The sequence below is a fragment of the Rosenbergiella nectarea genome (assembly GCF_900111105.1).
In the GTDB taxonomy this organism is placed as follows: Bacteria; Pseudomonadota; Gammaproteobacteria; order Enterobacterales; family Enterobacteriaceae; genus Rosenbergiella; species Rosenbergiella nectarea.
This window is the reverse complement of the sequence record NZ_FOGC01000001.1, coordinates 1-24,963: the sequence shown is the minus strand read 5'-3', so window position 1 is coordinate 24,963 and position 24,963 is coordinate 1. Positions and strand designations below refer to the sequence as shown.

19 protein-coding genes, 1 rRNA gene and 2 pseudogenes are annotated in these 24,963 nt (G+C 45.8%); 12 read left to right on the top strand and 10 right to left on the bottom strand.

Annotated features, from left to right (window positions below; all coding sequences use genetic code 11):
- Positions 1-35 precede the first annotated feature (35 nt).
- The gene (locus BMX14_RS16325; RefSeq protein ID WP_092670995.1) at positions 36-167 is read right to left on the bottom strand and encodes an IS1 family transposase; all 132 of its coding nucleotides are present in this window, start codon (positions 165-167) and stop codon (positions 36-38) included.
- A 248-nt stretch (positions 168-415) separates the two neighbouring features.
- Between BMX14_RS16325 and hsdR the strand changes: the two genes are divergently transcribed.
- From hsdR to BMX14_RS00090, 3 genes are all read left to right on the top strand, one after another.
- Positions 416-3,940: a type I restriction-modification system endonuclease gene (gene hsdR / locus BMX14_RS00100; RefSeq protein WP_092670992.1), complete on the top strand. Its 3,525-nt coding sequence runs from the start codon at positions 416-418 to the stop codon at positions 3,938-3,940.
- Between the two features lie 66 nt (positions 3,941-4,006).
- Positions 4,007-5,626: a class I SAM-dependent DNA methyltransferase gene (locus tag BMX14_RS00095; protein ID WP_092670989.1), complete on the top strand. Its 1,620-nt coding sequence runs from the start codon at positions 4,007-4,009 to the stop codon at positions 5,624-5,626.
- The gene (locus BMX14_RS00090) at positions 5,626-6,918 is read left to right on the top strand and encodes a restriction endonuclease subunit S (protein WP_092670986.1); all 1,293 of its coding nucleotides are present in this window, start codon (positions 5,626-5,628) and stop codon (positions 6,916-6,918) included. The genes BMX14_RS00095 and BMX14_RS00090 overlap by 1 nt, the downstream gene beginning before the upstream one ends.
- A gap of 49 nt (positions 6,919-6,967) precedes the next feature.
- Here BMX14_RS00090 and BMX14_RS00085 read toward each other — a convergent pair whose 3' ends face one another.
- The 4 genes and pseudogenes from BMX14_RS00085 to BMX14_RS00070 form a co-directional block, all read right to left on the bottom strand.
- Positions 6,968-7,885, bottom strand: coding sequence for a restriction endonuclease (locus tag BMX14_RS00085; RefSeq protein WP_092670983.1), 918 nt, complete (start codon positions 7,883-7,885; stop codon positions 6,968-6,970).
- 267 nt (positions 7,886-8,152) lie between these two features.
- A pseudogene (locus BMX14_RS16715) lies at positions 8,153-8,263 on the bottom strand (acyl-CoA dehydrogenase); the annotation flags it as partial.
- A gap of 165 nt (positions 8,264-8,428) precedes the next feature.
- Positions 8,429-9,829 (bottom strand): APC family permease, encoded by a 1,401-nt coding sequence (locus tag BMX14_RS00075; RefSeq protein ID WP_092672404.1) that lies wholly within the window; start codon positions 9,827-9,829, stop codon positions 8,429-8,431.
- 137 nt (positions 9,830-9,966) lie between these two features.
- Positions 9,967-10,803 (bottom strand): helix-turn-helix domain-containing protein, encoded by an 837-nt coding sequence (locus tag BMX14_RS00070; protein ID WP_408011853.1) that lies wholly within the window; start codon positions 10,801-10,803, stop codon positions 9,967-9,969.
- 194 nt (positions 10,804-10,997) lie between these two features.
- On the opposite strand from BMX14_RS00070, the gene BMX14_RS00065 reads away from it, so the two are divergent.
- Genes BMX14_RS00065 through BMX14_RS00055 form a run of 3 tightly spaced genes read left to right on the top strand, consistent with a single transcriptional unit; the run spans position 10,998 to position 13,899 of the window.
- Positions 10,998-12,137: a tyramine oxidase subunit B gene (locus BMX14_RS00065; protein ID WP_092670980.1), complete on the top strand. Its 1,140-nt coding sequence runs from the start codon at positions 10,998-11,000 to the stop codon at positions 12,135-12,137.
- A gap of 21 nt (positions 12,138-12,158) precedes the next feature.
- Entirely contained in the window at positions 12,159-12,581 is a 423-nt protein-coding gene (locus BMX14_RS00060; protein ID WP_092670977.1) for a RidA family protein, read from the top strand.
- A 22-nt stretch (positions 12,582-12,603) separates the two neighbouring features.
- Positions 12,604-13,899 (top strand): NAD(P)/FAD-dependent oxidoreductase, encoded by a 1,296-nt coding sequence (locus BMX14_RS00055; RefSeq protein ID WP_092670974.1) that lies wholly within the window; start codon positions 12,604-12,606, stop codon positions 13,897-13,899.
- A 223-nt stretch (positions 13,900-14,122) separates the two neighbouring features.
- Here BMX14_RS00055 and BMX14_RS00050 read toward each other — a convergent pair whose 3' ends face one another.
- Entirely contained in the window at positions 14,123-14,362 is a 240-nt protein-coding gene (locus BMX14_RS00050) for a DUF1471 domain-containing protein (protein WP_092670971.1), read from the bottom strand.
- An 859-nt stretch (positions 14,363-15,221) separates the two neighbouring features.
- Here BMX14_RS00050 and BMX14_RS00045 point away from each other — a divergent pair.
- The 5 genes and pseudogenes from BMX14_RS00045 (at position 15,222) to BMX14_RS00030 (ending at position 19,934) form a co-directional block, all read left to right on the top strand.
- Positions 15,222-16,364, top strand: coding sequence for a porin (locus tag BMX14_RS00045; RefSeq protein ID WP_408011852.1), 1,143 nt, complete (start codon positions 15,222-15,224; stop codon positions 16,362-16,364).
- Between the two features lie 440 nt (positions 16,365-16,804).
- A complete protein-coding gene (gene proP, locus BMX14_RS00040; RefSeq protein WP_092670968.1) occupies positions 16,805-18,271 on the top strand; it encodes a glycine betaine/L-proline transporter ProP in 1,467 nt (488 codons plus the stop codon).
- A 373-nt stretch (positions 18,272-18,644) separates the two neighbouring features.
- Positions 18,645-19,208: a type 1 fimbrial major subunit FimA gene (fimA, locus tag BMX14_RS00035; protein ID WP_092670965.1), complete on the top strand. Its 564-nt coding sequence runs from the start codon at positions 18,645-18,647 to the stop codon at positions 19,206-19,208.
- A 96-nt stretch (positions 19,209-19,304) separates the two neighbouring features.
- A pseudogene (locus BMX14_RS17005) lies at positions 19,305-19,517 on the top strand (fimbrial protein); the annotation flags it as partial.
- A 33-nt stretch (positions 19,518-19,550) separates the two neighbouring features.
- Positions 19,551-19,934, top strand: a complete 384-nt coding sequence (locus tag BMX14_RS00030) for a fimbrial protein (RefSeq protein WP_230527230.1) — start codon at positions 19,551-19,553, stop codon at positions 19,932-19,934.
- A 441-nt stretch (positions 19,935-20,375) separates the two neighbouring features.
- Here BMX14_RS00030 and BMX14_RS00025 read toward each other — a convergent pair whose 3' ends face one another.
- Positions 20,376-21,764: a sugar porter family MFS transporter gene (locus BMX14_RS00025; RefSeq protein ID WP_092670959.1), complete on the bottom strand. Its 1,389-nt coding sequence runs from the start codon at positions 21,762-21,764 to the stop codon at positions 20,376-20,378.
- A gap of 29 nt (positions 21,765-21,793) precedes the next feature.
- On the bottom strand, positions 21,794-22,411 hold the full coding sequence (locus BMX14_RS00020; protein ID WP_092670956.1) for a nucleoside/nucleotide kinase family protein: 618 nt from the start codon (positions 22,409-22,411) through the stop codon (positions 21,794-21,796).
- Between the two features lie 243 nt (positions 22,412-22,654).
- On the opposite strand from BMX14_RS00020, the gene BMX14_RS00015 reads away from it, so the two are divergent.
- Positions 22,655-23,314, top strand: coding sequence for an HAD family hydrolase (locus tag BMX14_RS00015; RefSeq protein ID WP_408011851.1), 660 nt, complete (start codon positions 22,655-22,657; stop codon positions 23,312-23,314).
- An 81-nt stretch (positions 23,315-23,395) separates the two neighbouring features.
- Here the strand turns inward: BMX14_RS00015 and BMX14_RS00010 are convergent, their stop codons facing one another.
- Positions 23,396-24,313 (bottom strand): polysaccharide deacetylase family protein, encoded by a 918-nt coding sequence (locus tag BMX14_RS00010; RefSeq protein WP_092670950.1) that lies wholly within the window; start codon positions 24,311-24,313, stop codon positions 23,396-23,398.
- A 331-nt stretch (positions 24,314-24,644) separates the two neighbouring features.
- Positions 24,645-24,760 (bottom strand): 5S ribosomal RNA (rrf, locus tag BMX14_RS00005).
- Positions 24,761-24,963 lie beyond the last annotated feature (203 nt).

Here is a 24,963-nt window from a genome sequence, read left to right as displayed (position 1 = left end):
TAACGTCCTCCCTAACACTCAGACATCCTCTAACCCTACTTATTATTCCTTCCCCCTGTTGTATTTATTCCCATTTCCCCAAACACATGAGCGACAACTATCTTACGGATACTATCATCCGCATAAAACAGCCATCTAGGTGGAGATTTAGCCCTTATAGGTATCATAAACTAAATCAATAATTATTAGCATTATCGATTTTCACTTCCGGTCTATGAGCTGTACCTTGCCGCGTTTATCGATAAGAAAAATAATCGTCTTTTGTATTATTTCCTACGATATTGATACTCAATCAAGGTTAATCGCTTGATTAAAAACAGCACAGCGTTATGATTTTGAGATATATTTCCCATAATCGAACGTTTCAGCCGTTGCATAGCAGCAAAAAGTGACGGGTGATTGCGAGAGGAGCCTGATGTTGACCACCTCGATCCCCCCTTTATCAGCGAACTTTGCTTTTCTGGAAGAATATGATCCGCTGTTTGTACAGATAACCGCAACGGCTGAGCGGCTATTTGCCAGTGACCCGAATACCACGCTGATGAAATTACGCCAATTTGGTGAGGTTCTTGCTCAGAATATTGCTGTGCGGTTAAATATCAATCTGGAAGATAACCCCAGTCAACAAGAACTGCTTTATCGATTGGACAGAGAGCTACAGCTCGACCCCGCCATTCGCCAGTTATTTCATACCTTACGTATTGAAGGGAATAAAGCGACCCATCAGTTTCAGACCAAACACCGGGAAGCTATGGATGCCTTACGCATCGCCCGTGCCTTAGCGATTTGGTTTCATCAAACCTTTGGCAATGCTGGAAGTGGGTTTAATCCCGGCCCCTTTACCGCGCCCCATGACCCTAGTACTCAGTTAACCCAGTCTCAGCTCGCCATTGAAAAGCTGAAACAGACATTGCTGGCCACCAATCAAAAGCTGGAAAGCAGCGAACAACTACAGGCGTTACTCAAACAACAAAAAGAAGAGTATGCCCAACTGGCCGAGGCGATGGATCAAGAGGCACGCGAACAACAAACCCTGCTGGAAATCAATCAGCAAGATTTGCTGCGCTTGCAAAAGGAGTATGATGCTAAGTTAAAGGCCCTTCAGGAGCAGCTTGCTCAACAGGCGCAACAGGTAGTCACTGCCCAGCGTAAAGCGTTTAATCGTAAGTCCAGTTCAGCTCGCAAGCAGGTAATGACCGAAGAGCTGACACGTATTCTGATTGACCAGCAGTTGAATGAATGGGGCTGGCTGGCAGATACTCAAGAACTGACCTACCAAAAAGGCGCTCGACCAGAAAAAGGGATCAATAAAGCCATTGCTGAATGGCCTACCTCCCTGAATGGTGAACGTGGCAGAGCCGACTACGTTTTATTCTGCGGGCTAATCCCTGTTGCGACGGTTGAAGCGAAAAAGAAAAATGAAAATGTTGCCGGAAAGATCCCTCAAGCTGAGCGTTATAGCAAAAGCTTTCAGTTTGATGCCTCATTAACGCCTGCCTGGAAACAAGAGGGGTTAACGGCAGGCTGGGATGACGGTACCGGAGAGGTGTTCCAAATCCCCTTTGTATTCTCCTGCAATGGACGCCCCTATATTAAGCAGTCGGCAGAGTTTTCCGGGACTTGGTTCCGGGATGTTCGCTCTCCGGATAATACCCGCTACCCGTTAGAAAATTTTATTACCCCTGAAGGGCTGATAGACCGCCTCCATCGCAGCCGAGCCGAAGCTGAAGCCAAACTACATAATGAACCTTTTGGCTACCTTGGCTTACGCGATTATCAGGAAAAAGCGGTTAAAGCGGTGGAAACAGCTCTGGAAGACGAGGCACGAGAAGTCCTACTGGCGATGGCCACTGGCACCGGTAAAACCCGGACTATTATCGGCCTGATCTATCGCTTTTTAAAAGCTGACCGTTTTAAACGTATTCTGTTTCTGGTTGACCGTTCAGCCCTCGGGGAACAGGCTCAAGATGCTTTTAAAGAGACTTCATTAGAGCAGAACCAGACGTTATCCCAGATCTACAATATTGCTGAACTGGGGGATATGGCGGCAGAGGCGGAAACCCGTGTTCAGGTGGCCACGGTGCAGGCGATGGTCAGTCGTATCTATCGTTCAGGCAATCCGCCCGCGGTGGATACCTTTGACTGCATTATTATTGATGAGGCGCACCGGGGATATACCCTCGATCAGGAGATGACCGAGGGCGAACTGGCTATCCGTGATAATGCCCAGTATCTTTCCAGCTATCGTCGGGTGCTGGACTACTTTGATGCGATAAAAATTGGCTTAACAGCTACCCCAGCCAAGCATACCAGCGAGATTTTTGGTCATCCGGTCTATACCTATTCTTATCGCGAAGCGGTGGCGGAAGACTGGCTTATCGATCATGAACCGCCGATTCGCTATACCACAGTGCTGAGTAAGCATGGTATTCACTTTGAGAAAGGGGATGAGGTCAGTGCGATTGACACCGAAACCGGTGAAGTGGATATCAGTGAACTGGAAGATGAACTCGATTTTGATATCGAGGCCTTTAACCGCCGAGTGATTACCGAAGAGTTTAACCGAGTGATTTGTGAAGAGCTGGCGAAAGAGATCGATCCTGCTGGGAATGAAAAGACCTTAATTTTCTGCGCCACCGATACCCATGCGGATATGGTTAAGCGTTTATTAGATAAAGCCATGGGGGATGTTAATCCCGATTTTAACCAGGCTTCGATACAAAAAATTACCGGTAAAAGCGATCAGGTAAGCAAGCTGATTAAACGCTTTAAAAATGAACGCTATCCAAGTATTGCCATTACGGTTGACCTTTTGACTACTGGGATTGATGTCCCGCCTATCACGCATTTGGTATTCCTACGGCGCGTGAAGTCCCGCATTCTCTATGAGCAGATGATTGGCCGGGCAACACGGCGCTGTGATGAAATCGGTAAAACCGTATTCTGGATCCACGACCCAGTGGATCTCTATGCCACGCTAAAAGATGTCAACACCATGAAACCGCTGGTCAAAAATGCCGGGATCAGTATTGAACAGCTGGTTGCAGAGCTCGCCGATGATGATGTGCTAGCCACCGCCCTCAACACGCCGGGGGACAGCGCCATCGAAACGCAAGCAGATAGCCTTCTTAATCAACTGAGTCAGAAAGTGATGCGTGTGCTGCGTAAAGCCGAAAGCAAAGCCGACAGGCAGCCAGAGGTGCGTGAAAAGTTAAATGAGTTGGAAGCCTTATGGGGTGTTGAGCCGAAAAATCTGCATCAGCATCTGCATAAAATCGGCCCGCAGCAAGCCTCTGTGTTTCTAAAACAGCACCGTAATCTGATTACACAGCTGGAAGATGTAGGGGCCCTGCTGGGGAGTGAATACCGCCCGGTGATCTCTGACCATAAAGATGAGCTGCTCAGTAAAGAGCAAAACTACGGGCGCTATCAAAAACCGGCGGATTATCTACAGAGCTTTAGCGAGTTTATCAAAAATAACCTCAACCAGTCCGCAGCCCTATCGGTAGTGATAAATCGTCCGAAGGACCTGACGCGAGAGCAGCTTAAAGAGATCCGCTTACTACTGGATGAGGCGGGCTACAGTGAGGCTAGCCTGCGCTCTGCCATTCGCACGGAGAGCAATCAGGATATTGCCGCTACCATTATCGGCCATATTCGCCAGGCGGCTTTGGGGGAATCACTAATGCCGTTTGAAGAGCGCGTTAAGCAGGCACTGGATGGCATTTATGCCCGGCATCGCTGGACCACTGTGCAGAAAAAGTGGCTGGAGCGTCTGGCTAAACAGCTGGTACATGAAGTGGTATTGGATAAACACTTTGTGAATCAGTGCTTTTCTGATGCCGGTGGCGCGAAGAGGATCAATGTGTTACTGGATGACCAGTTAGACAGTATTCTCGAGCAGATGAGCGACACCTTATGGTCTCCAAAAACTGCCTGATTGTGCTACCCTTCCCCATAATTTTTCAGCAAACAGGCCGGGTTACCGGCCTTCTTCGGAAGACCTATGAGTAATAATAACGAAATCGTCCAGAAACTCTGGAACCTGTGTGATGTGCTGCGTGATGACGGCATTAATTACAGCGACTATGTCACTGAGCTGGTATTGCTGCTGTTTATCAAGATGGTACATGAGAACACCGAAGCTGAGACACTGGATAAACACACTCTGCCAGAAGGTTGCCGCTGGACCGATTTAAACGCGAAATCCGGTATTAACCTGCTGAATGATTACAAACAGATTTTGCTGAAACTCTCTACCGGTAAAGATGCTGAAGGTAACGTGGTGCATGCCGACCCGCTGATTACTGCTATCTATGCCGATGCCCAAACCCGCCTGCGTGAACCACGCCACCTGGAACAACTGATCCGCTCGCTGGACCACATTGATTGGTTCAGTGTTCAGAAAGATGGGCTGGGTGATTTATATGAAGGTTTGCTGGAAAAGAACGCCGGTGAAACCAAGTCCGGCGCCGGGCAGTATTTTACCCCGCGGGTACTGATTAACAGCATGGTTAACTGCATCAAACCCCAGGCGGGGGAAGTGGTGCAAGACCCGGCGGCAGGCACCGCCGGTTTCTTAATTGCTGCCGATCAGTATATTAAGTCTCATACCGATGATCTCTATGATTTGACCGCCAAAGAACAGCAATTTCAGAAAAACAAAGCCTTTGTCGGTATTGAATTGGTACCCTCAACCCGCCGTCTGGCGCTGATGAACTGCCTGCTGCACGGCATGGAAGGGGATGATGAAGGGGTAGTGCATCAGGGTAATGCTTTGGGGATGGCCGGGCAGGCGCTGGCGAAAGCCGATATTATTCTGGCTAACCCGCCTTTTGGTACCGCGAAAGGGGGCGAAGCCAGTATTACTCGGGATGACCTTACCTACCCGACTAGTAATAAGCAGTTGGCCTTTTTACAGCATATCTACCGTAATCTAAAACCAGGCGGCCGCGCGGCCGTGGTTTTACCAGATAACGTATTGTTTGAGGCCGGAGTCGGCACCGATGTGCGCCGGGACCTAATGAATAAATGTAATCTGCATACCATTCTGCGCTTACCTACCGGGATTTTTTACGCCCAAGGCGTGAAAACCAATGTGCTATTTTTCACCAAAGGTACTGAGGCAGATAACTACCAGGAAGAGAACTGTACACAAAATATCTGGGTCTATGACCTGCGCACCAATATGCCGAGCTTTGGCAAGCGCACCCCCTTCAATGAGAACCATTTAAAACCTTTTGAAAATATATTTGGTGACTCGCCGAACGGTAACAGCCCTCGCCAGGAAGGGGATTGGAGCTTTAACGCTGAAGACATTGAGGCCCCTGATACGGCTGAAAATGACAATGTGGCTGAGCGCATCACAACTAGCCGCTGGCGGGTCTTTACCCGGGAGTGGATTCGCGACACCAAAGGCGATTCGCTGGATATCTCCTGGCTACGAGATAATAGCAGCGTGGATGCAGCCAGCCTGCCAGAACCCGCCGTATTAGCCGGAGAAGCCATGAGTGAACTGGTACAGGCTCTCGGTGAGTTGGATGCATTGATGCGGGAGCTGGGCGCTAGCGATGAAGCCGATATGCAGAAGACGTTGCTGAATGAGATATTAGGTGGGGTTAAGTGATGGATTCAACATCCTTTATATCTGTGAATCTTCTAGACATATGTAATGTTAAAACCGGGAAGGTTGACGCTAACCATGCATCAATTGATGGTGCTTACAAATTTTTTACTTGTGCTTTAGAACCGCTAAAAGCTGATACATATAGTTTTGAAGGTGAACTCATTATACTTCCCGGTAATGGTGCTAATGTCGGCCATGTTGCTTACTTTAAAGGGCGGGCTGAAGCGTACCAAAGAACCTATATTCTTTATGATTTTCGATGTGAGCCGAAATTCATTTACTTTAACCTTTTATCCAATTGGGAAAAGAACAGTAAAGAAAAACAGTATGGCTCTGCTACCAATTATATAAAGATGGGAAATTTTGAAGATTACTCTTTAAATCTTCCACCTTTAGCCGAACAAAAAATCATCGCTGATAAACTCGATGACCTTTTGGCTCGCGTGGAGAGTATTAAAACACGTCTGGAAAATATCCCTAAAATTTTGAAAAGATTTAGGCAGTCGGTGTTGAGTGCGATCATAATTAAATATTCTTCTGATAAAAATTCTAAAGAGCAATTCTCAACATCGCTTGGTAGCATTTCTGAAGATATTCGATATGGAACATCAAAAAAATGTTCAGAGACTGAAGGAGATACTGCTGTTCTTCGTATACCTAATATTGGTTCAGGTCATATAACAGATTCAAATTTGAAATATGCTTATTTTGACGAAAAGGAGCTATCTACTCTATCCTTAAAAAAAGGAGATTTATTACTAATTAGATCAAATGGGAGCGTTGACTTAGTAGGTAAAGTAGCTATGGTATCTGAAAAAGACACTGGGTTTTTATATGCAGGATATCTTATTAGAATTAGATTGAATTTAGAAATAGCAGTTCCAGAATATGTGACTTATTGCTTGCAAAGCCCTCAGATACGTCAGATTATAGAAAACATCGCGCGCTCAACATCTGGTGTGAATAATATAAATAGTAAAGAGCTATCTTCATTAATTTTACCTATTCCATCATTGGAAGAACAAAACGAAATAATTAAAGATGTTGATAAACATCTCAGCTGCATTAGTATTTTTGAAACGATGACGGATAATGCTTTATCACGGATAAATAATCTAACCCAATCCATCCTCGCCAAAGCTTTCCGCGGTGAATTAACCGCCCAATGGCGCGAGGAAAATCCCGAGCTGATTAGTGGGCTTAATAGTGCGGAAGCATTACTGGAAAAAATAACCGCTGAAAAACTGGCTACTGGTACGGTAAAAAAACGCGCTAAAAAGACTTCTCACTAAAATCAGCCCACGCTGGTGGGCTGTCATTAAGATAATCAAGCGTCGGCTATTACTGCTCAAAATAATCCATATCGATTTTGGGCAGTTTAATCTGTTGCGAAGTCACCCCTACTTCATTATCCATCATTAAGTTAACCAGTCGATTGCCATCAATCAGTACCAGTCCTTCAACGGATCGGGAAAATTCCACAGCATGAGCAGTAAAGCCTGAGGTGGTGATAAAAATACCGCGTTTGGCTTTTTGCCCCGCCAGTGCGCCATAAAAAGCCTGTAGTTCTGGGCGGCCAACGGTGCCTTGCCAACGCTTCGCCTGGACATAAACTTTCTCTAGCCCAAGTTTATCCAGAGAAATAATGCCATCGATTCCACCGTCGCCGGTGCCCCCGACACGCTGAAGATCATCCCTATGGCCGCCGTAACCAAGTTTATGCAACACATCTAAGACAATCACTTCAAAGCGATTCGGTGAGACCTGCAGTAAATTTTCCAGCAATTCGGTGGCTACAGCACTGCGGATTTCTGCCAAAGCTTCCGCTAAGCGGTCATCCGGGCTGCTGGTTTGGAGAGAGATAGCCGAGTCCGGTGCACCATCATCGTCCAGCATAACCGCATCCGTAGGAGTGGTCAGTCGGACGTTGATAAAATCAAACGCCAGATGATCAACCTGCGCTTTACTCAGGGGAAAAGGGTGTTGCTTAAGCCAGTTAAATCCAGCCTCGGTTAAACACCACTTTCCTCGTGATAGGCTCTGGGATAGCCCGGCGCGTTTGAGTCGGTCATGAGCCCACCCGGCCCGATTTTTGTAAACCGGTTGGCCACTGGGGATAAGTTCATTACGCTGGCTATCATCGAGATGCAGTAAGTTGGCTGCTCCCTCGTAAACCTCTTTCGCGGCGACACCTGTAGGTGATTGCTGCAAGACCCGTAATACGGGCTCAATAAAGTTATCATAGGTAGGAACCGGCATGGTTTTCTCTTTCTATCTTAAGATTTAATATTTTTATTCAGAATACCAAGATAACGCAGTTATCTGGTTGGATATCAAATTTTTTTGATTTTTAGCTCACCTTAACGCCACCACATTTCCCCTGTGGCTCAGCCATTAACCTCAGCTTCTCATACCACAGATTTAATACCGCCGGCGTCTAGGATAGATAAAACGGTGTGGCCCACTATCTGCCTAGCAACCTCACCGTTAGCTCATTAGGACATTAGATGACTGACCCTTTTCTCCTCAATCCCCCCCTTTGCCTATCTGCCAAATAAAGGTCGGCGCGTTCTTGTTGACGTGCCAATCCCCGATATCTCTTGTCTTATAAATGACCGGATTATGAGAAGACAGCGTGCTAGTGTCATAAATCTGGGATAAGTTTATAAAAATAAAAATCTTATCCGTAAAGTAAAAAATCTTATTAGACGATGGCTTATTTAAAAAAAACTTAATCTTTAACGATAAAGTCTTTCATTATGTATAGCGTGAGTCATAAGTCGTTACTATGCCAGCATAGTGTTAATTTCTCTGGGCACACCCCCTTTTAAGCGCCACCCTCTTCGACCATAAATACCCCAACACACTACACATCGCGATAACGCCCGGAATAACTCGGGTCATCATGCTTTCTCCGCCTACTAGGATTGGCAAATTATTAATCACTAAAAGAATAGTGAATAACATCGCAAAAAATGACAGAAGAGGCGCCCAAAAGGTTGACCAAGCTCCCCGCTGATGGCGTTGGTGACGGAAGAAATTGATGACGGCGGCACAAACTCCCAGCTGTAAAAGTAGGACACAGAGCGTGGAGATCGCCGAGCCTAGTGCAAAAATATGCATCATAGGATCCACATTCATCGCCCCGAGACCAATAAGCAATAGCAGCATGATAACGCTATGAAGGTGGCTGGCATTATGCGGTGTACCGTTATTCGGGTGAATTTTACAGAGCTCCTGCCAGATCAACCCATCACGACTCATACTAAATAAATAGCGCGAGATATTATTATGAAAGGCAACGGTCGCAGCAAATAAGCTACTAATTAATAATATCGACATCGCAGTGACTGCCCATTGCCCGACATTGTCGCGTGTAATCATCAGGATTAAATTTTCGGGTTCTTTACGAGCAAGACTAATTAATTGCTCTGCGCCATAGGTTTGTACCAAACACCAGCTCGTAAAACAGAAAAAAGCCGTGATCAATAATAATGCGCAAATCGTTGCTCGAGGGATTGTTTTATGAGGATCTTTGCACTCTTCGGCATAAATAGCGGTCGTCTCGAACCCGATAAAGGCAGCAATAGTAAAAATAAAGCTGATCCCGAGATTACCGTGTAGAAAGACGGAAGGCTGAAAAGGCTGTAAGCTATGATGGTGACCATGTTTAATAAGTAAAACAATATCCGTTAAGAGCACAATTCCCACTTCAGCGAGCATCAATATTCCAAGTATCTTCCCTCCAACCTCTACCCGCTTAATACTTAAGCACCAGGTTATTAAAAGAAACGTTATGCTACATAACCACCAAGGAACCGCCAGTGAGAATTGATCGGCGATGAGTTGCGCGGAAAAGAAACCTAACATCGCAACAATGGCGATTTGAATCGAAATATAGGCAAGTATCGCAATTATCGAGGCTGAAGAGCCCCAGTTTTCGCCCAACCCTTGCCGAATATAAGTGTAAAAGGCACCGGAATTTTTCACGTATTGGCTCATCGCCAAAAAACCAATCGAAAATAAAATCAAAATGATGCAGGAGAGTAAATAAAACGTCGCAATTCCCGCGCTATTTCCCCCGGCAATTGCAACGGGCAGCCCCCCGACGACCCCAGTAAGGGGTGAGGCAGCCGCCACAACAAAAAATATTAACGAAAATAATCCCAATGTATTTTTACGTAAGCCCGACTCTTTTTCCATCATCATTGCCCCTTAGTGAGAAAGGCGCGCTAATGAGTCTTCCCTCATTAGTCTGCCATGATGAATTCATCATTCTCCAGGCGTTCAGATACTGATAGAAAAATTGCGACATACCCCGAGTGCAGACCTGCACTGCTTTAGTGCTGCGGCTCGACCAATCGTCGACCGTAATGTTGCGCCGTAATATGGTTCAAATAATGTGTCGGTGTTGTACTGCTAAAACGCTTAAATTCCCGTAAGAAATGGGATTGATCACTAAAACCCAAATCATAAGAGATGTCGCCATAAGAGCACATTCCCGCATCATGAATGCGACTCAAGGCTGATTGACAGCGAATAATTCGACTGAATATTTTTGGCGACAAGCCGATATCGTGCTTAAACTGGCGCTGAATTGTCCGGCAACTATAGCCCGTCATAGTCGCCAATTGATCGATACGGATATTCCCCTCTGCAGCATGAATACCCTTAATAACTGATTGCGTTACCGCAGAGTTTTTCCGTGTTAAATAACGACTGAAGTACTGCTGGAATAACGTAATTTTCGAGGTGAAGTCTTTGGCCTCAATAATCCTTGAAAAGATCGTTTTTCCTTGGGGCGCGGCATCGAGAAAATTAAACTCATTATCTGGAATATCATCAGCATAAGCATCCAAGAAATCAGGGATTACTCCTGCAGTAAAGCGTATACCGAAATAGAGCCGTTCTTCCGATAAATAGGCATTACGGGCCTCCAACGTTGTACCGCAAATTCTAGCCGTTGGAAACTGTGGATGACAATCAAATAAGATATCAACACAGCCGTCAGGAATCGCCAGAGTAAGTATTGCTTCTTTGCTGGTCTTAAAACTATAGAAATGTGAGATATCGGGTAAGGTTGCCTGCGTTTGCCAAAAATAATGCGACGTGTTTAGGACAAACCACGGCTGTTCAGGATGGAATTTTTTCTCTTTGAAAACGGGGCTATTTTTCATTGTCATACCCATCATAAAAGTCTACTTACTTATTCCCAATGCAACATCCACACCACTAATCAAAACTCTGTCGCAAATATTCAATACATCCCGAAACTCATCAGGCTATTTCTATAAAGAGCTGCTGTCACTGACTTGGGACAGAGCTAAAAAATTTCCTTTCTGGCGGATAAATCCTGAGTGAGGTGGTGGCAATGACCGATTCAACAAGAATTGATTTTTTATATCTTTCTGAGCAAGACATGATCCGCGCTGGCGTTACCGATATGCCAGCCTGCATTGCGAGTATGGAAGAGATGTTCGCGTTACTCTACCACGGTGACTACCGTATGGCGGGACCGAATAATGATTCGCATGGTGCGATGGTCACATTTCCGGAAAATTCACCCTTCCCAACGATGCCGAAACCCACGGCAGACCGACGCATGATGGCAATGCCTGCCTACCTCGGCGGTAATTTTGGAACAGCTGGCGTTAAATGGTATGGCTCCAATATCGCTAATCGAGAAAAAGGCTTACCGCGCTCGATATTGATGTTTACGTTGAACGATGCGGATACTGGTGCACCATTGGCTCATATGTCGGCTAATTTATTATCAGCGTATCGAACGGGGGCAATCCCAGGCGTCGGTGCTAAATACCTTGCCAGGCGTGATGCTCGAGTAATTGGGCTATTAGGACCAGGCGTCATGGGTAAAACAACCGTTGCAGCATTCCTATCCGTCTGTCCCAACGTCGATACAGTGAAAGTTAAAGGCCGCGGTGTTGCAAGTCTCGATGCATTTATAACGTGGTTAACACATACCTACCCTCAAGTCACCACAATCCAAATTGTCGACACGCTTGAAGAGGTCGTTCGCGACAGCGATCTGGTCGCTTATTGCAGCTCAGGTGAAACAGGCGATGCCGCCACCTATCCCATTGTGAAACGCGAATGGGTAAAAGCGGGAGCCTTTTTAGCGATGCCCGCTCTCTGTGCACTGGATGAGGGAATGGAACAGACTGATGTGCGAAAAGTCCTTGATAACACGGGTCTTTATAATGCTTGGTTCGAAGAAGTGCCTAAGCCCGCCCACAACACCATACCTATTATCGGCGTCCGCTTTATGGATATGCTCGCGGAAGGTGCTCTGACCGCAGATCAACTCGAGGATATCGGCCAGATTATCGCAGGGGAAGCACCCGGTAGAAAAAATGACGATGAAATCATCATCATGTCTGTCGGGGGAATGCCAGTTGAGGATGTGGCATGGGGGACCGTGCTGTACCGAAATGCGCTGCAACGCAACATCGGCGTGAAATTAAATCTTTGGGAAACGCCTGAACTGGCTTAATCACTTTACGAAGGTACCGCTATGACCACAATTATCAAAGTAAAATCCGGTTCTCTCTTTGAAGAGAAAGCCAGTTACTCACGTTTGGTTGCCGTCGATAACTGGATTTACGTTTCAAATACTGCTGGCCGCCATCCTGTCACAAAAGAGATCCCAGAAGATGTTATCGATCAAGCCGCACAAGTTTTTGCCAACATCGAAGCGGCCTTAAGTGCTGTCGAGGCTAGCTTAGAAGATGTGGTGTGTTCAAGAGTGTTCATCCAATCACCAGAAGACGTGCCAAATGTAATGGCTTTTATTGGTGAAAAATTCCGTGGTATCGATCCCGCATCCACCGTCACCTGTCCGCCGCTAGGATCGACCGTGTATAAAGTGGAGATAGAAGTCACCGCTTACCGTGGTGCGGGACACACTAAAGCGACCTCACTCACTATATCGCAATAATATTCGCGAGGAGATCCCCGTTATGGCCCCACGTATTGATCCAGTGAGTACCTCAGCAATCCTGCCCGCCCAAAGTCCTGTCGTGATTATAGGGGGCGGAATCATCGGGTTAGTGGCAGCCCTCAGCCTCGCAGAAAGAAATATCCCCGTCGTTGTGATTGAAAAGGGGAAATTAGCGGCCGAACAATCCTCACGTAATTTGGGCTGGGTACGTAAAACCAGTCGCCTCCCTGAAGATATCCCTTTAGCACAGGCGGCTGATCGGTTATGGGCGACAATGGCGGAAAGAGTCGGCGGCGATGTCGGCTATCGCCAAGCTGGCATCATGTTCGTCGCGCGTCAGGCTGAACAAATGGCGACACATGAACATTGGTTCGAACACGTCAAGCACCTCCAACTTGATTCAACACTCTTAAGTTCAGCAGAGGTTGCCCGGCGCGTTCCTGGGGGCAATAGCACGTGGGCCGGAGGGATTTTTACTCCGTCCGATGGACGTGCCGAGCCAACTAAAGCGGCCAATGCAATAGCGAAAGCGGCTCAACGGTTAGGTGCGGTGATCGTGGAAAATTGCGCGGTGAGAAGCCTAGTCACCAGTGCTGGACGCGTTAGCGGGGTATTGACTGAACAGGGCGAGATAAAGTGCGAACAGGTTTTACTTGCCGCAGGGGCTTGGTCACGACGGTTTTTAATGAATCATCATATAGATCTCCCTACACTGCCATTGATCTGTTCAGTGTTACAGACGAAACCCCTTAATGGCCCCACCGATGTCGCGGTTGGCGCGCCGGATTTCTCGTTTCGACGCCACCATACAGGGGGATTTATCATCACACAGCGTGGTGCGTTAGATGCGCCGCTGACGTTGGACCATATGCTAATTGGCTTGCGTTATCGCCAACAGCTTAAACAGGGTCGTGGGAATTTACGTATCGGCTTTGGGCGCTACTCTTTCCAAGATCTGCGGCTTGCCCGCCACTGGAAGGAAAATCAACGTTCACCTTTTGAACAGATACGAACTCTCGATCCACACGTCAATACCGGCCTTAATCAGGAGGCACTCAAAAATTTGATTAAGGCATGGCCCGCCTTTAAGGCTGCAGAAATTGCTCAGGAGTGGGCAGGCGTTATTGATGTGACTCCCGATTCGAACCCGGTTATTGGGCCAGTCAATACCCTCCCCGGATTAGTCCTGGCTACGGGATTCTCCGGGCATGGCTTCGGAACCTCACCTGCAGCGGGTCAATTAGCCGCAGACATTCTTAGTGGTCAATCACCGTTGGTCGACCCTTCCCCCTATCGGTTCGAACGACTCAATTAGGGCGGGGGGAGGCGTTACAAGTCCTGATTTCCTGTTCACGAAATACTGATTTGAGGAATTACTTTTTTACGGATTGGGCTGCCTCACGAAGCTAGGGCTTGGTCAACAAAGGAAGGGACTTAGGCCACTACCGAAGCACGCACGCTTCGGTAGTGGTGACTGATTGTGGCCTAATCTTGCGGGTATCAAAGGTCGTTAAGGTCGGAGATGGCTAAAGGATGCCTTAGTTTTTCAATCCGTGTGAGGGTGCGCTATTAATTTCTGCGGTCATACGCACAAAGTTATTGGAACTCGCGCCCGTAATTCTATACTGACTACCGGTCTGATGGGCCATCGCAGCAATCTGAGACTCTGCACCATCAAGCGTAGAATCGGTGACTGAAACGCTTTGCGCAAAACTACCAAATGAGAGTAAAGATAAGGCTGTAGCAGAGGCTAACGCAAGAGTTTTTAAGGTTTTCATGTACATGTCCTCGATGGTAAAAAGGGTAATTTGTTTCACTGAGATAATAATAACTATAGTTACTATAACCAGATTAACTATATGTGCGATTTGAATAATTAGTGATCGAGTGTGTGGTAGCTGGCAGCCCTTCACTCCCCCATCAAGAACCTTGCCCATAGCCGCCTACTCATTTCGGGTATCTGTGTTTTGACCGAAAAAATGAAGTGGATGATTATCGAAGGATGTGATTGAGTGCTTACCAAACGGGTAGGGTAGGGTAGCTACGAGGGTAAGCTGTGAGTTGGGCTAGATTTTCTTAGTTATGCGGGGAGAATTAGTCAACAACTTGAAAGTGAATATTGTTTAGAAAGGAAATAACGGTGCTTCCACTACCACTTGAGGCAAAAATACCGACAGAATCCAATCCAGTGAATGTGCCACTTCACAATAGGCTTTTTTTACAAGATTAGTCTTGCATCTGCCACTTACGCGGGCGCAGACTCACCGAATTAACGCCCCTCATATTGTCTAGATCTAAAAAAAATTCACTCCTCTCGACAAAAATTTTTATCCATACAAAATTCCAATAAAACACTACGTATTCAATGAATAGTGACGAACACCATATATTTATAATTGCTTTACATTTCTTTAAACTAAATATACTTAATTATTAATCACATAAGACACAAATGTCACTTTATGTCAAAAAATCTTGTTGCATCATTTACTGTTCTAACGTTATGTTCATCGGGTAAGTTCTAAATAAATCGGTACAACAACAATAAAACCGAGTCAGTGGCGTATTTTACCTGCTGATAAGCGTGGTTTAACGATTAACTCTATGAATATATTATCGCTATGGAGACAGGAAGTGGTGAACAAACAAAAAATTATTGCCATGAGTGGCAGCTTGATAGCATTAGCAATAACCGCGCCTTCACACGCAGAAATTACCCTTCTGGATAAAAATCCACAAAGTAATACACTCCTCGCGCCGTTAAGCTTACAAGTCGGCGGAAGCATCCGTCCTGAGTGGGTTTTCACTAATGGCCCCGATGCAAATAAATCGAATAAACGTGGCCATGATGGCGGATCACGCGTACGTTTCCGTGCTGACTATAAATTAACTGATCATACTTCTGTTATTGGCTATTACGAGTGGGGATTCAACGTTCCGCACTTCTTAGGGATGAAGGGGAACTATCAACCAGGCTCCTTGCGTGATCGCCAACGTCAACTTTATGCAGGAATTAAAGATGATCGCTACGGTACGCTAACCTATGGTCACCAATATGGCATTTACTATTCCGTAGTCGGGATCAAAAGTGACGTATGGGATAACGATGGTCATGCGGGTGCAACGGGTATTGGATTTGGTGGTGACTATGATGGTGCGAGCAGACCTAAAAATAGCATCATGTATAAAAATACATTTGGACCGGTTACCCTTTCTGCGAACTACCTATTGCCAGAAGATGAAAAAGACGATGGCAGCGACAATGGCCGATCTTACCGCCGTAACCATGGTGCGGGCTTTGGTTTTGACTACGCTATTATGCCGACCTTATCATGGGCCGCAGCTTATAGCAGTACTGAAGCAAATGTAAAAAATAGCACCACGCAGAAAAGTTACAATCAACAAGTCTCCGGTACGGCATTAACTTGGCAACCGGGGAACTGGTATTTGACCTCTACGGCTAGCTACTATAAGGATTTCGTGCCCTCAACTTGTAACCATACTGTTTCGCATTACTTCGCCGGTAGCGGTTATGGCCTAGAAGAGTTCGTGGGTTATACCTTTAATATTGATAAGCCATTCCTAAAATCAATCCAACCTTATGTTGCGGTTGACTCCTTACGCCTTAAGGGTGATGAGAATTACCACGCTAATCACGTCTACTTAGGTGCAGGGACAGAGTTGGGCCACGGCTTAAGCGTCTATCTTGAAAGAACTATCGCGACGACCACCGATAACGAACCTGATAGTACTTGGATCACCGTGTTCTACAACTTCTAGTCATCAAGCCAACTTACCTTCGGATAAGTTGGTTTTTTCTCATCTCACCTTAATCATTAACGTAAAACCCTTTTTTATGTACGGATCAGCCACCCGCAACAATATTTTTCTAATTTAAAATCAGATAGTTATCGAACCTTCACTCTAATGCTTTAGTCCTCTAAGTAGTCTGCCAATCTCTATCAGATATATTAAAATTAAATAATTTTATTATTAATCAGACAGTTACAGCCATGCAACCTGTTGCCCTCTACGTAGAAATGAGACAGTCATCCCACTTTTCTTGAAATCTAATCGAAAGCATGTTTACAGTATTAATCTTAAATTGACCTAAACTTAAGAATATGGGGAAGCTATTTATATCTTTCTTTTCCCACTGAGACGGGATGTCTGGCTAAGAAAGCTATACATTGCTCCATCGTTCCATCGTGAGGATCACAATGTCTGTAGAACAAACAACAACTCAGAAACCAAAAAAACATTTTTGGAATCGTAGAAAAGAAAAAGAGCTGACGCTCGATGATATTACTATCGTCGACAACGACATGCTAAAACGTGCCGTCGGCGCTGCGGCGCTGGGTAACGCCATGGAATGGTTTGACTTTGGGGTATACAGTTATCTGGCTGTCACTATTGGCAAAGTCTTCTTTCCTGCAGCAAGCGGGCCCGCGCAGCTGATCGCGACCTTTGGCGCCTTTGCAGCCGCCTTCTTAATACGCCCAATTGGGGGATTAGTATTTGGACCGCTAGGCGACAAAATCGGCCGTCAAAAGGTACTCGCCATTACTATGATCATGATGGCGATTGGTACTTTCTGTATCGGTTTGATTCCTTCCTATCAATCAATCGGTATCGCCGCCCCGTTATTGTTGCTTGCAGCTCGTCTGCTACAAGGCTTCTCTACGGGAGGCGAATACGGCGGCGCGGCGACATTTATCGCTGAGTACTCAACCGATAATCGTCGCGGATTTATGGGGAGTTTCTTAGAGTTCGGGACATTAGGCGGTTATCTTATCGGGGCAACGCTTGTGACTGCGATGACGTCTGTATTCACCCCACAACAAATGCTGGATTGGGGATGGCGGATCCCCTTCTTTATCGCAGCACCTTTAGGTATTTTCGGCTTATATGTGCGATTAAAGTTGGAAGAAACGCCCGCTTTCCAACAACATATGGAGAAGCAGGAAGCTTTGGAGCACAGTAAGCCTCGTTTAGGTTTATTCCAGCTACTAAACAAATACCGTGGTCAGATGCTTAAATGTATTGGCTTAGTGCTACTGTTCAATGTCTCAAACTACATGCTGACCTCCTACATGCCGAGCTACTTAACCGGTATCCTTGGATTGAGCGAACTGAGCAGTCTGCTACTGATCATGGTAGTGATGTTTGTCATGATGCCATTAACGCTGATGTCAGGGCACTGGACAGACAAGCTTGGTCGTCGACCTGTGATTGCGGGAGGGGCTATTGGCTTAATCCTCTTCTCAGTACCCTGCTTACTACTGATCAGCTCTGGAAATATGTGGTTAGTCTTCTTAGGACTCATTATCTTAGGGCTAATCCACACTTGCTTTAGTGGAACGATGCCGGCGACATTGCCCGCATTATTTGCGACCGATATTCGTTACAGTGCTTTGGCGATCGGTTTTAATATCTCGGTATCGCTATTTGGTGGGACAACACCGTTAATCACCGCATGGCTGGTGGATACCTCTCATAACCTGTTAATGCCAGCCTATTACTTAATGGGCGCGGGCGTGATTGGCCTGATTACCGTGTACACCTTGCGTGAGACGGCTCGTAAGCCACTCGCGGGATCAGGGCCTGCTGTGGCGAATAAAGCGGAAGCGATGAGTTTGTTAAAAAAAATTAAACAGAAAAAATCGAAGCAGCCTGAACCTAAATAATACGAAATCTACACATGAAAGCCATAACGTTGTTATGGCTTTTTTTTGTTCACACTTCATAAATAAAAAATCATATATCATTGATTAATAACAAACTTATTAGAAAACAAGACATAAAAAAACTCAAATGATGATCTAAATCAAAGAAATTAGAAGAGATATACTCCTATTGATAGAGCCGAATTCATCGTTATCACTGATTAATGCAAATTAAGAATTATCTTACAATTCGTTTCTTTGCAAGGCGGTATCGAGTTCAGAACTTACGACTGAGTCCCTAATGCACAATAACCGGTTTTAAAAAAACCGAATAATTTGGTGCTGGAGTATACGACTACCTTGCGCCGCGCGTCTCTTAATAAGGATCGAACACATGAAAATGAAAACTCTTGCATTAGCTTCTATCACTGCTTTCGGTTTAGTCTCTGCTGCTGCGCAGGCTGCTGATCCTGCACCTGTTACCGTCAATGGCGGAACCGTACACTTCAAAGGTGAAGTTGTTAACGCCGCGTGTGCCGTTGACGCAGGTTCAATCGATCAGACAGTTCAACTAGGTCAAATTCGTGCAGCATCACTGACCTCAGGAAAAACCAGCAATCCAGTAGCATTCAATGTTCAACTTGATGATTGCGATACAACTCAAGTGACTAAAGGTGTGAGCTTAATTTGGAACGGCGCAACTGTTACAAGCAACAATAAAGCACTTTCTGTACAAAGCTCCTCTTCAGCAGTTGCCGCAGCGACTAACGTAGGCATCCAGATTTTAGACCCACAAAGTAATTTGGTGACGTTCGATAACGCTACCCCTACTTCTGTTTCTAAACTGACTAAAGGTACCAACACACTGACTTACAAAGCGCAATACATTGCTGTGAACGGCGATGCTGGTGCAGGTGTTGCTAACGCAGACACGACCTTTAAAGTTCAATATCAATAATGTTGTAATTAGCAAGGATGTTAATGTGGCCAGGATAGCCCATTATGCTTGAATCAAGGGGCTACCCATGAAAATTAGCTTTTTAGGGATTTTAGTGGCTCAGTCGTCTACAATGGGCAAAACTACGCCTTCCCCACGACCTCCGAGACGCTTAAAGTTCTTTATACATCAACGCAAGATCAACCTTGGCCAACGCGATTATTATTAACGCCCATCAGCACAGCACAAGGGGTCGTGGTAAACGCCGGCACCCTCATTGCCTCTCTGGTCCTACATCAAACCAATAACGAAAATAGGGACTCACACTATTATACGTGGAATATTTACGCCTCTAACAACGTTGTGGTACCCACCGGCGGCTGCGATGTTGATTATAGAAATCTCACGGTTGATTTGCCTAATTACCCAGGCAGTAAAGATTTCACTATAAATGTTCACTGTGCGACTGACAAAGACCTGAACTATTCATTAAGTGGGACCACTGCTGACGCAAATGGGTACATTCTCAAAAATTTACTTGAAGGGAATACTGATGCGGCATCTGGCGTGGGTGTGCAAATCCTAAAAGATAACACCCCCATCAAATTCGGTAATAATTTAGCGATTGGTAAGGTAACGACCTCAGGAGTCGGGATAACGCTCACGGCTCGTTATCAGGCAACCTCAGGCCAAATGACTGCAGGTAAAGTACAATCCATAGTCGGTATGAACTTTACTTATCAGTGATACTGGTAACTTTCTGCAAGCTTACCGTGCCATGCTGGTCATTCACGGTGATCAGCATTTTATCTTACTACTGATTCGCAGATTCCCTTTTCAGAAAATCATTTTCCTATCTCGATGAGGGTAAAATTCGCAGTATCAGTTACCCCTTATATCGATGGCAAGCTGACAAGGTAAATGATTAGAACTGATAGGTAAGCACACACGTCGACTCTAAGCCTTTTTATCACTAGCCTATTTTATGGGTTTAAACGGGAATGTATCCCACATTCATCTCGGCGATTTCGGGAGAAGTTAACATACTATTTCGATTTAAGAACCCAAATTATAGGGAGGAGTTCAAAAAAGGCCTTAGGTCGATATTATCCTTTTTTGAACTGATGACTGTTACCGTTAATCCTCTTTTAAAGACGGCAACCCCTCACGGATAAACCGTTGTGGTACTTACGCCTTATTCTGAAAAGCATAGAATTTCTTATTCTTCAGATCTTGCTCGATCTGCTCTAAACTTTTTCCTTTCGTTTCTGGCACGAGATAAATAATGAAGACCAGTGCACCAATCGAAATAAGGGCGTACAACCAGAAGGTATAAGAGGCCCCTAACCACGTGACGAGGCTTAAGGTGGTAAGTGTCACTAATAGATCGAAAATCCAGTGGCTGAACGCCCCTAGACTCGCGCCTTTACCCCGTACGAACAACGGATACACTTCTGCATTGATCAACCATATGCAGACGCCAAACCCGCCACAGTTCAACATTAGGTATGCCGCTAAGCAGACGACTACCATAATTTGGCTAACCTGGTTTTGAGGCCCATTCCCTAAAAAGAGGTATCCCATCACGAGTAACGCAACAATCGAACCGGGAATTGTCCAGAGGAGGTAGCGACGGCGCCCTATTTTATCGACCAAGATACTCCCGATTACGGTCATGATCACGACGAGCAAAGTACTGAGGCCGGTGCCAAGGATCGCGGCCTGATTAGAAAAGCCAGCGTGGGTAAGGATGGTCGGTGCATAATAGATTAATGCATTGTTACCGGTGATTTGCGAAAACATCGCTATTGCGGCACCCACCACCACGGCTGGACGAATCCATGGTTGTGCCAAGTCACGCCATGATCCTTCTGGTTGATTGGCTACCGTATGTATCTCTTCAATCTCTTGCTGAGCTAAAGAGCTTGTGCCCCGAACACGGGTTAAAATACGCAGTGCTTCATCGTCGCGTTTACGCATCACCAACCAGCGTGGACTCTCAGGTAGGAACACCATACCCGCTAATAAAATTAACGCTGGAACAACCCCCAAACCAAACATCCAACGCCAATGGTCACCCAGCACAAAGCCACTGGCGTAGGCTACGGTTATTCCAAATACGACCATAAATTGGAATAAGACCACCATCTTGCCACGATGCTTGGGTGGCGCCACTTCAGCGATATAGACGGGAATGATTTGTGTAGAACTTCCCGCAGAGAGGCCAAGAATGAAACGCGAAATGATTAAGATAATCACATTCGGCGACATGGCTGAAGCGATGGAACCTATCGCGAAGAGGATCGCCACAAAGATCACCATCTTCCGACGACCTAGGCGGTCTGAGAAAGGGCCGGTTCCTAAACACCCAAATATGGCGCCAAAGATAATCGCTCCGGTGACGAGTTGTTTAACTGTGTCATCCATCGCGAAGGCTTTACCCAATCCCAGTAGTGCAACACCAATCACACCCGTATCATACCCAAATAAAAGCCCACCTAATGCCGCTATCACGGCAATCCATACTACGATGGCAGGATTAGGCTTTTCGAGCTGCCTCTCCATTGTTTTTTCCATAGCGTTCCCCTAAATTTTATTTGTCGTTATTATTTAATAAAAAATTGTTTATCCGCACGATGAGCGGTAGCCTGAATAAGCTCTGCATTGGGCTGGTCGGTCGTCGTAATCCACTGTTCAGCCTCTTGCTCACTACGACCAAACTCCATATGTCTTCGTTTGAGTTGCCGTAATCGTTGTGGTTCGTCCACATGAATGAACCAAGTTCGATCTAAGAAAGAAGGCGTAGCGGCCCAGCCATTCTCTTCTGATAACAAATAATTCCCCTCGGTAATAATTAAGCGTGTATCCGCCGGTACAGCGATTTCCCCGGCGATCGATTCCTCTATTTCTCGATGAAAACTTGGGGCATAGACCGTTTCTTGCTGATAAGCCTGTTTTACGCGATGCAGTAACGCGTGATAACCGCTTACATCAAACGTGTCGGGTGCTCCTTTACGCTGTAAACGACCTAAGCGTTTGAGTTGGTTATTTGCAAGGTGGAATCCATCCATAGGGATAACGACTATTTTTTCTGCAAACTGTTTTTTTAACCAATCGGTCAATGTTGATTTACCTGCTCCGGGTAAGCCGATAATGCCGAGGATGTAGCGGTTATCGCCTTCGCTCCACTGGCGGAGTTGTTCTAATACACTGTCATCAATCATAGGAGGTCTATCCGGATGGAAATAGGAAGCTGTAGAGTGCTAATAACTTAAATAACATTTATAAAACACTCCAATAACAAGGGCGGAATTGTGAGCTGGATCATAATGTTTAGGTTAACTTTGTCGACCAAGCTGAATCGTGTCAAATAAACAGCTACTCCCTAAATTAGATACGAGATTCACCCTTAGAGGGGGTTCTGCTATGATCACCTTATTAACGGACTTTTTTCTGGGATGGTATCTATGGCTGGCAAGACATTGGGGAACGCACCAACGCTCTCTGTATTCGATTTCGATGGGACATTAACGCGACACGATAGCTTTATTCCCTTCCTACGTTTCGCCTTTGGCCGTCGACGCTTCACGCGAAAAATGCTGCATTTAGTTTTCCCGACGCTTCGTTGCTTGCGCCGTAAATTGACCCGCGATGAGCTTAAAGAAGTCCTTATTCATACTTTTATGAAAGACATCGATGAAAGATGGGTTAAAGAGAAAGCGGATGCCTACTGCCGTAAGTATTTTAAAAAACTCATGCGTCCGAAAGGGCTGCTCGCCGTCGCAGCCGAGTTAAACACAGGTGCAACCGTAACGCTTTGCTCTGCCTCTCCTGAGATCGTATTACGTCCTTTTGCCGATCAGCTAGGGATCAATTTGATCAGTACGCAATTAGAAGTCATTGACGGAAAGCTCACGGGTAAAATCTCGGGTAATAATTGCCGTTGTGCACAGAAAGTCGCTCGTTTAGAGCAAGTCTATGGCCCTTTGGAAAACTATCATTTGCGTGCTTGGGGCGATACCCGCGGCGACTATGAGCTACTCTCTGCGGCGCAGGACCCTCATTGGTGTCATTTCCACTCTTCTTCAGCCCCAAAAAAATCGCCACTAAATAAAATCAAAACATAATAACGGAGAAACCGCTGTCATTATCGGCCAGCAAACTGCTCAAGAGTTCACTCATCGTGAAAACCCTTGAGCTGGCTCGGCCTAATACATCGGTTCTTCATCCCTTTCAAATGCCAATGAGTAATGCTCGGCAATCTTTCCTGGTGTGGTTAGCCAATACTCTTCACGACGTGCTAATAGTTTTCTTAACGTTTGTTTTAAACGAAAAAATCGAAAAGGCTGACCCACGATATACGGATGTAGAGCTATCCCCATCACTTGAGGTGAATATTGGCTGCGCGCCAATAACTCTTCAAATTGGTACTCGATCATCTGACAGAAAGTATCTATTGAGGCCCCATTAGGGATGATAGTGGGTATATCATTAATTTCTTGTGGGTAGGGAATAGAGAGTAACGGCCCATTCTCAGTAGCAAATGAGGTTGGCATATCGTCGTGCGCCCAATTCAAGGTGTAGCTGAACTGATGTTTAGCAAGTAGCTCAGGAGTATGAAAACTCTCTGATATCCACGGCGATAACCAGCCTTTTACCGATTTATTATAGGCGGTGAGACGCTGCTGACAAGATGCAATCATCTTATCCTCCTCGCTCAACGGTAGTTCACCTTGTCGCTGAGAGTTAGTATGTCCATGACCGATCAGCTCACTTTCGGGTATTGCTAGCCATCGTTCGAGCAGCATTGGGCAATAATCGATAATCGACGTATTCGCGATAACCGCAGGAGGGATGTCTAACGTTTCAAACAATTCGGCTAAATGCCAGCCTCCTACCCTATTCCCGTAATCCCGCCAACTGTAGTTCAATACATCTGGATAGTTAGCATTAGCCGATAGCTTAGCCCCTTCCAAAGAATCGAACGCAAAGTGCTCGAGATTCATTGCGACATACACCGCTAAGCCTTTGCCATTCGGCCAACATTTGGTAGACGCTGGCGTTGTTGCCCTATAAGGATAACGCTGAGGAGTGGTAAGGGTATCCAGTTGAGCTTTCTTTGACATAGTTGGCCGACCTAAAATTGAGGTAAAAAGCCAGTATAGTCATTTCTACGACAATTCGACGAGATGAGCGGTATTGCATGCTAAAATTACGGATATATCGATAAGGAATGAAATAATGAAGAAGATAATCTTTTTATTTATCGCGGTTCTATTAGCGAGCTGCGCAGCAAAGAAGGAAAAAACACCGGAGCAACCAACATTGCATAATGGTAAATGTGCCAATGCGGGCAAAGTCATTAATTGTACGTGGAATGATGTATCTATTTAAAAATTTTCGAGCAGCCAATGCAAAAAGGCCATCCGTTAGGATGGCCTTTTTGACTTATTGGATGCCTGGCAGTTCCCTACTCTCGCATGGGGAGACCCCACACTACCATCGGCGCTACGGCGTTTCACTTCTGAGTTCGGCATGGGGTCAGGTGGGACCACCGCGCTAGTGCCGCCAGGCAAATTCTTGCTGCTAAAAACGTTCCTTTTTGACGTACTCGGCGTTAACTTCCCTCGTGCTGCTCTGTCACATACCTCTGTATGCTCCTTCACATCCCTTGGTCGTCGCCTTGATTACGATAAAAATTAATCGTTTCTTTACTTCGCAATGCTTTAAATAAACGAACGTGTTCGCTTACCTTTCTATTCGTTAATCTGTCAAC

Coding starts and splice junctions, on each gene's coding strand:
- BMX14_RS00075 (WP_092672404.1), bottom strand. CDS start 9,829: ATGGAAAAAGAGTCGGGCTTACGTAAAAATACATTGGGATTATTTTCG.
- fimA (WP_092670965.1), top strand. CDS start 18,645: ATGAAAATGAAAACTCTTGCATTAGCTTCTATCACTGCTTTCGGTTTA.
- BMX14_RS00025 (WP_092670959.1), bottom strand. CDS start 21,764: ATGGAAAAAACAATGGAGAGGCAGCTCGAAAAGCCTAATCCTGCCATC.
- hsdR (WP_092670992.1), top strand. CDS start 416: ATGTTGACCACCTCGATCCCCCCTTTATCAGCGAACTTTGCTTTTCTG.
- BMX14_RS00055 (WP_092670974.1), top strand. CDS start 12,604: ATGGCCCCACGTATTGATCCAGTGAGTACCTCAGCAATCCTGCCCGCC.
- BMX14_RS00070 (WP_408011853.1), bottom strand. CDS start 10,803: ATGAAAAATAGCCCCGTTTTCAAAGAGAAAAAATTCCATCCTGAACAG.
- BMX14_RS00050 (WP_092670971.1), bottom strand. CDS start 14,362: ATGAAAACCTTAAAAACTCTTGCGTTAGCCTCTGCTACAGCCTTATCT.
- BMX14_RS00065 (WP_092670980.1), top strand. CDS start 10,998: ATGACCGATTCAACAAGAATTGATTTTTTATATCTTTCTGAGCAAGAC.
- BMX14_RS00010 (WP_092670950.1), bottom strand. CDS start 24,313: ATGTCAAAGAAAGCTCAACTGGATACCCTTACCACTCCTCAGCGTTAT.
- BMX14_RS00095 (WP_092670989.1), top strand. CDS start 4,007: ATGAGTAATAATAACGAAATCGTCCAGAAACTCTGGAACCTGTGTGAT.
- BMX14_RS00085 (WP_092670983.1), bottom strand. CDS start 7,885: ATGCCGGTTCCTACCTATGATAACTTTATTGAGCCCGTATTACGGGTC.
- proP (WP_092670968.1), top strand. CDS start 16,805: ATGTCTGTAGAACAAACAACAACTCAGAAACCAAAAAAACATTTTTGG.
- BMX14_RS00020 (WP_092670956.1), bottom strand. CDS start 22,411: ATGATTGATGACAGTGTATTAGAACAACTCCGCCAGTGGAGCGAAGGC.
- BMX14_RS00015 (WP_408011851.1), top strand. CDS start 22,655: ATGGCTGGCAAGACATTGGGGAACGCACCAACGCTCTCTGTATTCGAT.
- BMX14_RS00090 (WP_092670986.1), top strand. CDS start 5,626: ATGGATTCAACATCCTTTATATCTGTGAATCTTCTAGACATATGTAAT.
- BMX14_RS16325 (WP_092670995.1), bottom strand. CDS start 167: ATGATACCTATAAGGGCTAAATCTCCACCTAGATGGCTGTTTTATGCG.
- BMX14_RS00060 (WP_092670977.1), top strand. CDS start 12,159: ATGACCACAATTATCAAAGTAAAATCCGGTTCTCTCTTTGAAGAGAAA.